9 protein-coding genes are annotated in these 13,503 nt (G+C 43.4%); 5 read left to right on the top strand and 4 right to left on the bottom strand.

Features of this window, described 5'->3' with window-relative positions; genetic code table 11:
* Nucleotides 1-81 precede the first annotated feature (81 nt).
* Together EHO59_RS15070 and EHO59_RS15065 are read right to left on the bottom strand one after the other, a co-directional pair.
* Nucleotides 82-2,106, bottom strand: a complete 2,025-nt coding sequence (locus EHO59_RS15070; RefSeq protein WP_135589288.1) for an oxidoreductase — start codon at nucleotides 2,104-2,106, stop codon at nucleotides 82-84.
* A 141-nt stretch (nucleotides 2,107-2,247) separates the two neighbouring features.
* Nucleotides 2,248-3,765 carry a 2-isopropylmalate synthase gene (locus EHO59_RS15065; RefSeq protein ID WP_135589287.1) on the bottom strand — a complete coding sequence of 506 codons (1,518 nt, stop codon included), beginning with the start codon at nucleotides 3,763-3,765 and terminating at the stop codon, nucleotides 2,248-2,250.
* A gap of 94 nt (nucleotides 3,766-3,859) precedes the next feature.
* Between EHO59_RS15065 and EHO59_RS15060 the strand changes: the two genes are divergently transcribed.
* Complete coding sequence (locus EHO59_RS15060) at nucleotides 3,860-4,204, top strand: hypothetical protein (RefSeq protein ID WP_135589286.1); 345 nt, start codon at nucleotides 3,860-3,862, stop codon at nucleotides 4,202-4,204.
* A gap of 33 nt (nucleotides 4,205-4,237) precedes the next feature.
* Here EHO59_RS15060 and EHO59_RS15055 read toward each other — a convergent pair whose 3' ends face one another.
* Entirely contained in the window at nucleotides 4,238-4,951 is a 714-nt protein-coding gene (locus tag EHO59_RS15055; RefSeq protein ID WP_135589285.1) for a queuosine precursor transporter, read from the bottom strand.
* Between the two features lie 152 nt (nucleotides 4,952-5,103).
* Here EHO59_RS15055 and EHO59_RS15050 point away from each other — a divergent pair, with 152 nt between their 5' ends.
* Nucleotides 5,104-6,702, top strand: a complete 1,599-nt coding sequence (locus EHO59_RS15050; RefSeq protein ID WP_135589284.1) for a glycosyl hydrolase family 18 protein — start codon at nucleotides 5,104-5,106, stop codon at nucleotides 6,700-6,702.
* On the top strand, nucleotides 6,689-7,645 hold the full coding sequence (locus EHO59_RS15045) for an L-threonylcarbamoyladenylate synthase (protein ID WP_135589283.1): 957 nt from the start codon (nucleotides 6,689-6,691) through the stop codon (nucleotides 7,643-7,645). Before EHO59_RS15050 ends, EHO59_RS15045 begins: the two co-directional genes overlap by 14 nt.
* Before the next feature lie 88 nt (nucleotides 7,646-7,733).
* On the opposite strand, the gene EHO59_RS15040 is transcribed toward EHO59_RS15045, so the two are convergent.
* The gene (locus tag EHO59_RS15040) at nucleotides 7,734-9,398 is read right to left on the bottom strand and encodes a S49 family peptidase (protein ID WP_246052962.1); all 1,665 of its coding nucleotides are present in this window, start codon (nucleotides 9,396-9,398) and stop codon (nucleotides 7,734-7,736) included.
* Between the two features lie 185 nt (nucleotides 9,399-9,583).
* Between EHO59_RS15040 and uvrA the strand changes: the two genes are divergently transcribed.
* Together uvrA and EHO59_RS15030 are read left to right on the top strand one after the other, a co-directional pair.
* Nucleotides 9,584-12,418, top strand: a complete 2,835-nt coding sequence (gene uvrA / locus EHO59_RS15035; RefSeq protein WP_135589281.1) for an excinuclease ABC subunit UvrA — start codon at nucleotides 9,584-9,586, stop codon at nucleotides 12,416-12,418.
* 25 nt (nucleotides 12,419-12,443) lie between these two features.
* Nucleotides 12,444-13,502 (top strand): acyl-CoA dehydrogenase family protein, encoded by a 1,059-nt coding sequence (locus EHO59_RS15030; RefSeq protein WP_135589280.1) that lies wholly within the window; start codon nucleotides 12,444-12,446, stop codon nucleotides 13,500-13,502.
* Nucleotide 13,503: the final 1 nt, after the last annotated feature.

The following is a 13,503-nucleotide window of genomic DNA, read 5'->3' as shown; positions in this document are numbered from 1 at the left end:
TTAGAATATAGTTTAATGAAATAAAAAACCCGCCTTCGAATGAAGACGGGTCGTTCGAATAAAGATCTAATTTCTATTTTCTTAATTTTGTTCGGAACCTATACGGACCGCAGCCAAGTATCCTTCTAACATGGCTCTTTTAGCATCTATCCCGGACGCATCCTTAGCTCCTCCAATCAGATAGGAAGGAGTCTTTGCTCTTTCCGATTGAAAGGTTTCATACAAAGACTTATCACTTACCTGACCCGCGCAGAGAATGATCGTATCACATTCTAAGGTCTTGTCTCCTTCTTTCTTTGTCTCGATCACTAATCCCTTATCATTTACTTCTTTATAAGTAAGGGAAGAAAGGAAGTCCACTCCCTTGGATTGCAATTCTTGCAAGAGTGCCCAAGAAGTAGTGGCACCAAGTCCCGCTCCGACTTTTCCGTTTCTTCTTAAGATAGAGACTTTTCTTTCTGCAGTCTCAGGTTGTATTCTTGCTTCTGTATAAGAATTCACATTGTATCGATGGAAGTAAGAGGAAATATCCGGATCTTTTTCTTCTGTAAGTTTATGAGCAACGTCTACTCCGATCCCTCCGCCTCCGATGATGGCTACTTTAGATCCTGCCTTAAATGTTCCATTCAAGAATTCAACATAGCTAGCGTGAGGCTTTTTATCTAAGCCAGGAAGATTTAGATTTCTAGGAAGCACTCCTGTCGCAAAGATCACTGCATCCGGTTTCAAAGAATCTAATAGAGCGAGATCCGCCTTGGTATTGAAACGAATGTCCACTCCTAAGCGAGGAAGTTCGTTCTTAAAGTAACGGATGGTTTCAAAGAATTCGAATTTACCAGGAATGGCTGCGGCCAGATTCAATTGGCCTCCCAGCTTTTCAGTAGCTTCTAAAAGAATGACCTCATGTCCTCTAAGCGCGGAAACTCTTGCAGCTTCCATTCCACCTGGACCGGAACCTACTACTACCACTCTTTGTTTTTTGGCCTGAGGAAGGGAGCTCCACTCCAATTCTCTGTTTGCGGAAGGATTCACTAGACAAGAAACCATTTCTTCTTTGAAGGTATGATCTAGACAGGCTTGGTTGCAAGCCACGCAAGTATTCACTCTTTCTGTTTCGTTGCTTTGGATCTTATTTACGATATCTGCATCCGCTAAGAAAGGTCTCGCCATACTCACAATATCCGCTTCTCCAGCGGATAGAACTTGGATAATCGTCTCCGGCATATTGATTCGATTGGATGCAATGATTGGAATACCTGGAACTGCAGCCTTTACTTTGCCAGCGATCTTTGCCCAAGCGCCTCTCGGTACTAATTGAGAAATCGTAGGGATCCTGGATTCATGCCAACCGATTCCTATATTCAACGCGTCTGCACCTGCGGCTTTTAGTTCATTTGCGAGTGCGATCACTTCTTCGAAGGTAGGGTTGCCCGGAATGAGATCGATCCCTGACATACGTACGATCACAGGATAGCCTGGACCGACTTGCTTGCGGACCTCTTTCATAACTTCGATTGCGAATCGTCTTCTGTTTTCGGGGCTTCCTCCGAATTCATCGGATCGCTTGTTTGTAACTTCGGAGAAGAATTGGTTTACTAGATATCCTTCCGAACCCATCACTTCTACCGCTCTAAATCCTACTTGCTTAGCGCGTAGTGCGGAAGATCCGAAATCACGGATGGTTCTCCATGCTTCTTCCGTAGATAATTCTTTTGGAATAAAGCGATTGATAGGAGCTCTAAGCGGGGAAGGGGCCACGAGCTCTCTATGATATGCATATCTTCCTGCATGAAAAAGCTGAGCGCAAAAGATTCCTTTGGATTTTAGTGCAGACGCTGTCTTTTCTAGTTCCTTGCAGTCTTCTTCTTTCTGAAAGTCGAAGAAGATATTGGAACCCTTTCCTTCTGCGTTAACCGAAATTCCTCCGGTGGTGATGAGACCGACTCCGCCATCGAATCTTCTTCCGTAGAATGCGACCATTCTATCTGCAGTTTGGGGAAGTCCTTCTAATCCAAGGTGCATAGAACCCATAATGATTCGGTTCGGAATGGTTTCCGCTCCGATGGAGATCGGGCGAAAAATGGAGGAAGTATCTAAGGAAGACATAGGAGTAGGCCTCTTCGAATAGGAAATAGTAGAACACTCGTTCTACTATGAGAGGTTTTCTTTGAATCTGCAAAAGGCAACGGTTTTTCTAGGAGTTTTAAAAATAGATACCGAACGATATTCGGCATCTTCCAAAATCTTCTAAGAGAGAGAAAAACGATTCAGAGCGGAAATATAAGCTTGAGAACAGGCTTCTATGATATCCGTAGAACTTCCTTTTCCAACGACTCTTTCTCCGTGTTTTTCCAAGGTTACGGATGCTTCTGCAAGTGCATCCTGGCCTTCTGTTACTGGAGAGATTACTAGCTTTATAAGTTCTGCGTCTGAGATGGTTGCTTTCTGGATCGCTCTAAAGATGGAATCTACAGGTCCATCTCCGGTTGCAGATTCTTCTCTTATTGTTCCTCCAATAGAAAGACGAATGCTTGCTGTTGGAGTACTTTTTGTGCCCGTAGTAACATGAAAACTTTCTAATGCGAATTTGTCGTTGGAAGATTTTCTGGACTCGTCTGCGAAGAGAGCTCTGATATCCTCATCGAAGATTTCCTTCTTGCGGTCCGCAATCTCTAAGAATCTTTGGTACGCTGCCTCTAATTCTTCTGCATGAGGATTGAATCCTAAGCGAACGATCCTATCTTTGAAGCCAGCTCTTCCACTATGACGTCCTAGGACCATTCGATTGGATTGGATCCCCACACTTTCCGGAGTCATGATCTCATAAGTTTCTCTGTTCTTCAAAACACCGTCTTGGTGAATTCCTGACTCATGAGCAAAAGCATTTGCTCCAACGACAGCCTTATTCGGTTGCACCACCATTCCTGTGATGGTCTTTACTAGATAAGAAGCCTTTGCGATCTCTTCCGTTGCAATGTTTGTCTGGATTCCGAATTTATCTTTGCGGGTTCTAAGAGCCATGACCACTTCTTCCATGGCTGTATTGCCTGCTCTTTCACCGATCCCGTTTACGGTACATTCTATTTGTCTTGCTCCGTTTAGAACAGCTGCGAGACTATTCGAAGTAGCAAGTCCTAGATCGTTATGGCAATGCGCCGAGAAGATCGCCTTGTTACTGTCCTTTACATTTTGGATGAGGAATTTAAAAAGTTCGCCGTACTCGTAAGGAGTAGTGTATCCGACTGTGTCCGGAATATTGATCGTAGTTGCTCCCGCTTCGATCACTGCCTCGCACAGTTCTCTTAAGAACTCAGGCTCTGAACGAGTCGCATCTTCGGGAGAGAACTCTACATCTTCCACATGATCTCTACAAATCTTAACAGCTTCTACAGCCATCTTCAGAACCTCGGAAGGATCCTTTCCTAATTTGAATTTCATGTGAATGGGAGAGGATGCGATAAATGTATGAATTCTCTTTTTCTTGGCGGGAATAATTGCCTTTGCAGCTGCTTCTAGGTCTGGACGAACTGCTCTTGCAAGTGCAGCAATGATTGGACCTTCTACTTCTCTGGAAATTCTTTGCACCGCTTGGAATTGCACAGGAGAAGAAACAGGAAAGCCAGCCTCGATCACATCCACCTTCATTTTTGCGAGTTGGAGAGCGATCTCAATCTTTTCGTTCTCGCTCATGGCCGCACCAGGACATTGTTCTCCGTCCCTAAGGGTGGTATCGAAAATTCTCACAAAATCCAAATTAGAGTTCATTGCTTGGAATACTTCCTTACTCCAAAAATAATGTCTGAATCGGGCCGTAAACCCAATTTATGCGTAAAGCTCTCTATGGAGATTAGACCCGCAAATGCACTCTGAAACACCTCAATTCTTTGCTTCCAGTTTAAAAGCCGAGGATGCTGGAAAGTCCGCCGAACTCTATGCTGACCTTTTTCAAGGAAAAGTAATTCGTTCCAGCCTTGGTCATGCAGAGGCGATATTTTCAGAAAAACAGACTATTGTATTCAGTAAGGAAACGAAAGATTGCCCGGTTTCTCCAGGAACTTCTATCTGGACGATCTCAGAAGAAGGAGCCGAATCTTTTTCTTCTCGTTTACTCTCTTCCGGTTTTCAAAAGGAGTCTCGGTCGTCTCAGTACATCTCCTTTTTAGATCCTTGGGGAAATCGGCTTTGGCTTTATTTTAAGAAATAAACCTCGAATGAAAAGAAACGGATTTAGAGAGGATTAACCAGGATACGCCTGGATCTCTTCTTTTCCTTCTTTTAAGGCATGTTCTGCCATTCTATGAGCATCTTCTCCCAGGTATCTTTCGATTAGGTAGTGGGACGCATAGATAAGAGGAGTGATGCCGATTGCGATTAGGATCTTGTAGCCAAAGTTTGTATAAGAGATTTGGTTCAGAGTTTGGAACTCATACTGTCCCCAATATGCTACAAAGATAACGACATAAGAATCCAAGAGCTGGGAGAAGATCGTAGAACCGGTGGCTCTCAACCAAAGCAGTCTATTCTGGGTTCTTTTACGGATCAAATGGAAGATCTGGATGTCTACAAGCTGGCCGATCAAGTAAGCGATTACTGAACCTGCGATTACTTGACCTGTATTGAAGAAAACCACCTTAAAAGAATGATCATCTACAGGAGAATTCCCTACGGCAGGGATATGCATATCAATTTGGAGTAAGAAGTATGCAAGAACGATCATCACCATTCCCACTAGAGTGAGGTATCTGACACCTCTTCTTCCATAATACTCGTTTAAAAGGTCTGTGACGATGAATGTGATCGGAAAGGGGATCACTCCAAGGGTCAAATTGAAGGCGAGGCCTCCCACATTTAGTTGGATCCACTTAGAGCCGGTGACTTCCGCCATGAGCAAGAAAGTGATGAATATGGAACCTAGAACGAAAAAGAGTTTGGCCGGCCTATGAAACTGCATCCAGGGAAAAATTTCGCGGATCTAGGCTCTGTCAATCAAAGAACAAGGAGGAATTTCACAAACGTTTGACAGGGAAGTTCACTGAAAATCACTGGAAGACAGTCGGTGCTTTATTTTTTGCCTCCGCGATTCGATATATACATAGAGCTCAAATGAATCCAAACGATGAACCATTTACCCCAGAGGACCTAAGCCGTCCCGTTCCTTACCAACCAAAGAAGCAATCCTTTCTACAGACAGGGATCGTTAGCTTCACTTGGATTGTGCTTTCCGGAATTTCTTTCTACCTTGGGATCCAAGCCTTAAAGCCGCATCCCGGCCAAAAACAGGAAAGCCAAGCAGTTGCTGAGGCTCCCATCCAATTCCAAAACGTTGGGGTAAAGTCGGAGTTAGTTCCTACCGGCGCTTGGGAAGATCTTAAGAAATGGTGGAATTCCACTGTTCCTAGCTCTTCTTCCGATGGTTCTTCTCCTGAAGATAAGACCTCTGTGGTCCCAGTGCTTGTAGAAGATGATACAGCTTTCAGAGCTTCTACTTGGTTCTCCGATTATGAGGCGATGAAACGTACTGTTCATCTATACAATGAAATTCATCCTTTTATTTACGGATTTAAAGGAAGAGAGACGAATAACGGAGACCTGTATTCTCTTTGGGGAAGTGCCCAAAAACATGCCAGAGTTGCCGAACTTCGCTCCTTGAACCCTAGGGTAAAGATCATCCCGACCATTTTCCGTTGGGAAAACAAGAATGAGAAGATCGCAGAGAATATCGGTCTAAACGGCAGAAACGATATCCGAGACAAACATATCCAAAACATTCTTTACGAAGTGGACACGTATGGGTTCGATGGGATCGATATTGACTACGAAGGAATGAGCTGCGAGAAGAAAGAGAAATTCGAGGAATTCATCGTAATTCTTTCCAAAGAGATTCATAAGAGAGGAAAGTTACTCTCCGTTGCCGTCCATCCTAAGACTGCTGCCAAAAAGACTTCTTTAAAGGCTTGCAAAGGTCTAAAAGAAAAGATTAATATGGACTTCGCAGAAAATTGGAGAGGTCCGATGACTCACGATTATGCTTTTCTCGCAAAGCATGCGGACCGAGTGAAAGTGATGGCGTACGAATTGCACCCACGCAAGTACAGAAATCCGGGACCAGGGCCACAGGCGCCTAACGTTTGGATCCGAAATATCATCACTTACGCTAAAGAAAGAGTTCCAGCTAAGAAATTATATATGGCGATCCCGACTTACGGATATGATTGGGCACTGAATTGCAACGCTAAGATCAAGTCTGTGTATTGGTCGGACGCATTGAAGCGCCAACAGTTAGGAGTCACTAAACAACCTACGAATATCAACCAGGTAATGGCGGATAACAAGAACTCTTCTTCTTGGACAAATCTTTCTAAGTTTAGCTGGGTTCACCAAGGAAAAACTTACGAGGATCCTAGTATCTGGTACAAATCAGAAGGTTGTGATCGAGTGGCTTTCTTTATGAACAGAAAGGCTTTCGAAGATAAGATGACATTATTAAGATCTTATGATATAGGTGGGTTCTCTTTCTGGCAATTGCTTTCGGACAACGATCCTGGGATCAACACTTACTTGGAACTCTTGGTGACGAATAAACTTCCACCTGTTCCTAAGGCGACCCCTGAAAAGATTCAGACTCCGGATGTAAAACAAGCTGCACCTGAAGAAGGTCAGGAAGAAGCCAAGTCCTCATCCGAGGAAATTGTCAAAAAATAAGGACACCCTTATCACGGACGATCCTTCCCAAGCCGCTAAGGTACTTAAGGGGGGTGGGGTCGTCCTTTTTCCGACAGAGACTGTTTACGGTCTAGGCGCCGATTCTAGAAACCTAAAAGCCTGCCTAGAGATCTATAAGATCAAGAATCGTCCGGCAGACAATCCCTTGATCGTTCATCTTTCTCATTCCAGTGAGATCCCTAAGATAGCAAATATGAATGCATTCGCAAAAGAGCTGGCCTCTTCTTGCATGCCAGGACCGATCACATTCGTACTTTCTAAATTAGATAATTCTGTTTTTTCTACAGGGCTTCCTACAGTTGCAGTTCGAGTTCCTTCTCATTCCAAGGCGAATGAAATGCTGAGAGCGTTTGGGGGACCGGTTTCTGCGCCTTCTGCTAATCTTTCTGGACAACCGTCGATCACTAGATTTACGGACGCAGTTCATGAATTTAAGGGAAAGGTAGATCTCATCTTAAAAGGACCGGAGCCCACAATCGGCTTGGAATCTACCGTTATTGATCTTTCAGGGCCAAGGCCAAGGATCCTACGTCCTGGATTTTGGAGTTTGGATGATCTGAAAGACTTCTTACCTGAATTGGATGAATTCTCATCAGAAGATCTTATGCAGGAAGAAGAAAAGCCGATGAGTCCTGGCACCAAATACAGACACTATGCACCTAATGCAAATGTGATTCTCGCCGAAGAAGAAACTCGTCCAAAATCGGATGCGGCTGCAATCGGAATCGGACTATCTGACGGTTGGCAGTATTCAGTGGATCTGAAAGACAATGCAGAATACATGAAAAGTCTGTATTCCTTCTTCAGAGATTGCGATACGAAAGGAATCTCTAAGATCTATTGCTTTCCCCCCACAGAAGGTAGGGGGAAAGAGGCCTTACTCAATCGGATCCAAAAAGCAGCGGATTCGAACTTACCTTAATATCTAGTTCGAATCCATTTAAGTAAGCAGGAAATACTTTGCCTTTGAAAAGTGATGGTCGATTGGATCGTCACTCCGGTCTGCAAAATTATTTGGAAAGTTCCGTTGCGATCTCTGAAAGATAGAGAATTTCTCTTGGATCTTCCTTTCTATCTTTCCAGAGTAAGGACAATGGAAAAGATCTTAGATTGAAACCTGTCATTTGCAATCCAGGCTTTAGGTCCTGAACCAAGTCCTTCCAGCTATACGTTCCTGGAAGATATTGCACATCGATCTTTTTGGCTCCCAGATCTGTTTTCAGTTTTTGTAATATATCTAGTAGGCTAGAGCAGGAATCCAAAAAACCTGCCTTTTGAAATCTATCCCCTAAAAAGACCCTTCCTTCTCCCCATTTGGATTCTAATTCATGGAAAGTTTTCTTTCTAGCTTCCGTGACCCGAGAATAGAATACGTCTCTGGATCTAAGTACTTCTTTTTTTAAGAATTGTTCCGATTTGGGGGAAAGTTTTCCGTATTCAGAGAGAATATCTCTATGAGGGTAGAATCCGATTCTTTCTTTCTTAATTCCGAATTTATCATATAGTTTTTTCAGTTCGAATCTAAGCATGACGGCACCTATCGAACCTACTACGGAATAAGGTGTGCCATGAATTTCCTTGGTTCCACAGGCAAGATAATATCCCCCGGAAGCAGCCACATTCAATACATAAGTAAGCACCGGTTTCTTTTCGGAGAGTTTCTTGATCTCCCTATAAAGTAGTTCAGAGACGAGAGCGCTTCCCCCAGGTGAATTCATTTCTAAGATCACTGCGGAGACTTTCGGATCTTCTTTGATTTCCTTAAAGATCTCTTGGTAATAGCGAAAGGAAACCTGTCTGGATCTAAAGTCTTCTTCTCTTCCTAAATCCGGAAGTATATTTCCTTGTACAGGAATGATCACTACTGTAGGTAAGGATCTGGAGAGAATACTGAAATTTTTCTTTTTATTATAAAGCCTGAATCCGCCGGGAGTTAACTTCTTATATTCCGGTTTTGTATCCTCTGATTCTTTTTTATAATTTTTAAAAAGATAATTCTCTTCGAATTCATCTTCTTCTAAGAATTCGGTGATAAAACCTAAATCTTTTAACTTCTCCGCACCTATAATCGGTTCTTCTAAAGCCTTTAAGTCCAAGCCAGATGTTTTACGAAAACCTAATTCTAAGAGTTCTTTTTGGTCGGAGAGAAGAGATTCTATATTCTTCTTTGCGGGAGCCGAGAAAGAAGTCCTTTGGAAAGTCTCTCCGAAAGCCTTGAATTCTCCGCTGGCATAGGCTTCAACTCCTACACCGTATTTTTTAGCAGCTCCTCCAAAGAAATAAGGCTCTGCAGATGGAAGCACAGGAAAGAACTCCGCAGCGGAAGAAGTGTATCTATACTTACAGAAGGACAGCAGAAGTAATGCCTTGGTTCCTCCGCCTAAACAAAATCCTGCAGTTTGGATTCCTTTATCATTCAAGACTTGGATTGCTTGGCAAATATTCCAAATTTCTCCGAATCCGTATTCTGGATTAGAAATTTGAAAGGAAACTTTTCGTAATCCTGGGACCATACTAAGTGCTTTCAAGCCAAGAAGAAAATCCACTAAGAATGGAGAGTCTTCCTTAGAGACAAGAAGACGAACTAAGAAGGACTTCTTATCATAAGAAAAAGAAGAAGGGATCTCAAGGTAGAAATGATTTCCTTTTCGGATGGTCCATAAAAGGATCCGCATTCCCTGGAAAAAAATCCGTATCGGTAAAAAGAGCAGGGAGATAAGTGTCTTGATCATTCGAAATTCCTTTTGTCGACCAAAGTAAAACCGCGTTTTATTCCGGAAAACGTAAAATTCCGAAATGAAAACCGCTTTTCAGCCAGAGTTTCGGGATTTTATCTGAATCAAGAGAGAGGATTAAAAGTTTGGACCATATTAAGATCAGAGGAGCAAGAGAGCATAATCTCAAAAATATCAGTTTAGATATTCCGAGAGACAAACTCGTTGTGATCACGGGTCTTTCTGGCTCGGGCAAATCCTCTCTTGCATTCGATACGATCTATGCAGAAGGTCAGAGAAGATACGTCGAAAGTCTTTCAGCGTACGCTCGCCAGTTCCTGGGTCAGATGGAAAAACCGGATTTGGATCTGATCGAAGGTCTATCTCCCGCCATTTCCATAGAACAGAAAACGACTCACCGAAATCCTAGATCTACAGTGGGAACTGTTACGGAGATCTACGATTATCTCCGCCTTTTGTATGCAAGGATAGGAAAGCCTCATTGTCCAATCTGCGGCACCCCGATCCAATCTCTTTCCGTTGACCAGATCACGGATCGCATCCTGAGTTATCCGGAGGGAACAAAGATCCAACTTCTTTCTCCCGTAGTTTCCGGAAAGAAAGGAGAGCATAAGGACGTTTTAGAAAAGATACGCAAGGACGGTTTCAATCGGATTCGGTTGAATGGCGAGATCAAGACTTTAGACGAAGAGATCGTTTTAAAGAAAAGTTTTAAGGCAACGATCGAGATTGTCGTGGATCGTTTGATCATCAAGGACGGAATACGCTCTCGTCTAGCGGATTCCATAGAGACTTCTCTCAAGCAATCGGATGGGATCCTGCTCGTAGATGACGGCAAGAAGGACCATACCTTCTCCCAAAAACTCTCCTGTCCAAATCACCCGGAAGAATCTCTTCCTGAATTATCACCCAGACTTTTTTCATTCAATTCCCCGTATGGAGCCTGCGAGACCTGCGATGGACTCGGAAGCCTTTTAGAATTTGACGAGGATCTCTTAGTCACGGACGCAGAACTTTCCCTAGTAGAAGGTTGCATAGAAGCATGGGCCGGTTCTAAGAGCAGTAGTTATTGGTTCTTAACTACAGTTCATTCTTTGGCAAAGAAATTAAAATTCGATTATAATGTTCCTTGGAAGAATCTACCTAAGAAGGTGCGAGACACCATTCTATATGGCGATAAGAACTTAAAGATAGATTATGATTTCAGGAACGATAAGTCCCATTATGAATTCAGTAGGGAATTCGAGGGAGTGATCCCGAATCTAAAGCGTAGGTATAAGGAAGGCTCGGAAGCTCGACGCCAACAGCTTGAAGGTTTTATGACAAACCATTCATGTCCCTCCTGCCAGGGTAAACGTCTGAAGCAGGTGAGTCTTGCGGTAAAAGTAAATAATACCACGATCGATACATTTTCGGGATTCAGCGTAGAGAATGGACTCGAATTCGTAAAGGCAATGAAGCTCAAAGGAAGCGATGAGGTGATTGCAAGGCCGATCCTAAAGGAGATCCAACAGAGATTGACCTTCTTGAATGATGTAGGAGTAGGCTATCTAAGCTTAGAACGTTCTGCGGGAACTCTTTCCGGGGGAGAAGCGCAAAGGATCCGTCTTGCTACTCAAATCGGCTCTCGTCTCCAAGGGGTTCTCTATATTTTGGATGAACCTTCTATCGGTCTTCATCAGAGAGACAATACAAAACTCGTAAATACTCTAAAGGACCTGAGAGATCTTGGAAACACTGTTCTAGTCGTGGAGCATGACCAGGAAACCATGGAAGAAGCGGACTGGCTGATCGACATGGGACCAGGAGCCGGTGTTCATGGAGGCTCCGTAGTTTGCTCTGGCACTCCGGAAGAAGTTTCAAAGAATAAGAACTCTCTGACAGGAAAGTATCTGTCTGGAAAAGCGTTTATTCCTCTTCCCCAGAATGTACGTCCTGGAAATGGGAAGAAGCTTAAGATAATAAATGCAAAAGAGAATAATCTAAAGAATGTTTCCGTCGAGATCCCACTCGGAAAACTGATTGTTGTGACTGGAGTTTCCGGATCAGGAAAGTCCACTCTCATTAATGATATCTTATACAATGCAGCAGCTCATAAGGTAATGAAGATGAGAACCGTTTGGGGCAAACACGAGAAGATCACCGGTCTCGAAGAAATAGATAAGATTATCAATATCGATCAGTCTCCGATCGGCAGGACTCCCAGATCCAATCCCGCAACGTATACTGGGCTATTTACTGTGGTCCGGGATATTTTCTCTCAATTAGAAGATTCTAAACTAAGAGGTTATTCTCCCGGAAGATTTAGTTTCAATGTGAGCGGTGGTCGCTGCGAGACCTGTGAAGGCGATGGGATCCTGAAGATAGAAATGCATTTTCTTCCGGATGTATATGTAACCTGTGATGTATGCAAAGGAAAACGGTACAACCAAGAAACATTAGAAGTTCGTTATAAAGGAAAGAATATCTTCGAAATCCTAGAAATGACCGTAGAGGATTCTATTCCATTTTTTGAAAATATTCCTGCACTGAAGCGGAAACTAGAAACCTTGGGCGAAGTCGGCCTCGGTTATATTAAATTAGGGCAGCCAGCCACTACTTTTTCCGGCGGAGAAGCGCAAAGGATCAAGTTGGCGACAGAATTGTCCAAACGACCGACTGGAAAGACTCTTTATATACTAGACGAGCCTACGACCGGACTTCATTTCGAAGACGTGAGACACTTGATGACAGTTCTTCATACGCTCGTAGATCGAGGAAATTCCATGATCGTGATCGAGCATAACTTGGACGTGATCAAGCAAGCGGATTGGATCATAGATCTTGGACCAGAAGGTGGAGATGGTGGAGGAAGCATCATCGCAGAAGGAACTCCTGCAGAGATCTCCAAGGTGAAAGAATCTTTTACCGGTCAGTATCTGAAGAAGGTACTAAACGGTTCCGGAAAAAAGGCCGGCTGATCGTTCGGAAGTAATTTATAAAAACATGATAGAATTAAAATCTAAGCTCGAATCCTTTCCCCGGGGAGAATTTCGAACAATATACAAATCCTCACTTTCAGAGATAGCCAAGGCAGGTATGTTTGTCGCTCTCAGAGACGGGCGATACAGGGAATTTCACGAGAAACTAGTCCTTCTTCCTTCCTTTGATCATGGAATTGGAGTGGGTGTCGGCATCATGGCCCAGACCAATGTGGCCGGCAAGATCCTGCGCATGGTTTCTGGTAAGGAAAATGGAGTTCCTACAAAGCCAGGAACGAAAGAACTGGCAGCAGAGATCTTAGATCGTTTGAGTAGCGGCCTTGGCATCTTGGGCCTAGGAGTAAGCGAACCAGAATGGATGGGAAAACTTACGAATCTGAAATCGATAGCGAGAACTCTTCCCGACGGAAGTATCGAATTAGATTTCTTTAAAGGATTTGTGACGAACGGTGCGGATGCCGAAGGATTTCTGATTGTTGCTAGAAAGGACGGAAGCCCAGAATACGGAGTGTATTATATTCCTAGAGATATTCCTGGTTTGTCAGTGGAAGAATTCCATATAGAATATGCGATGGAAGCAACTCACTGTAAGATCAAAGCGGAGAAGCTTCGGATTCCAAAAGAGTATTCATTTGTAGATGATTATGCAAAGCTAGGAGCAGATATACATCTCTCTGAAATGCTTTCTGCAGCAGTTCTGTTCTCCGGAGCGATCCGAAAAGTAGTGGCTGACCTAAGCCAAGGCTCCGAATGCAGAGAAAGATTTGCCGTTCTGGGAAAACTTTGGGATCTAAGCGGCCTACTTTATGGAAAATGCATGGAGCTTTCGGATAAAAAAGATAGGGATCCAGATTATAAGATAGAAGTGGACCATCCGTATGGATACGAAGCCATTATAGATGAATGCTTCACCATTTTGGATGGAATTCCGAACTTTGACAGAAGAAATGAATATCCTGATCTAGGGCTATTCACTTCTATTCATCCTGCGAGAAGTCCAGTTTATATCAAGAATCGATTGAGACAATCCAGAGAATGGAGAAAATTCGGTTCTTTAAAATAGA

The sequence above is a fragment of the Leptospira semungkisensis genome, assembly GCF_004770055.1.
Lineage (GTDB): Bacteria > Spirochaetota > Leptospiria > Leptospirales > Leptospiraceae > Leptospira_B > Leptospira_B semungkisensis.
This window is presented reverse-complemented; position numbering and strand designations above follow the sequence as displayed.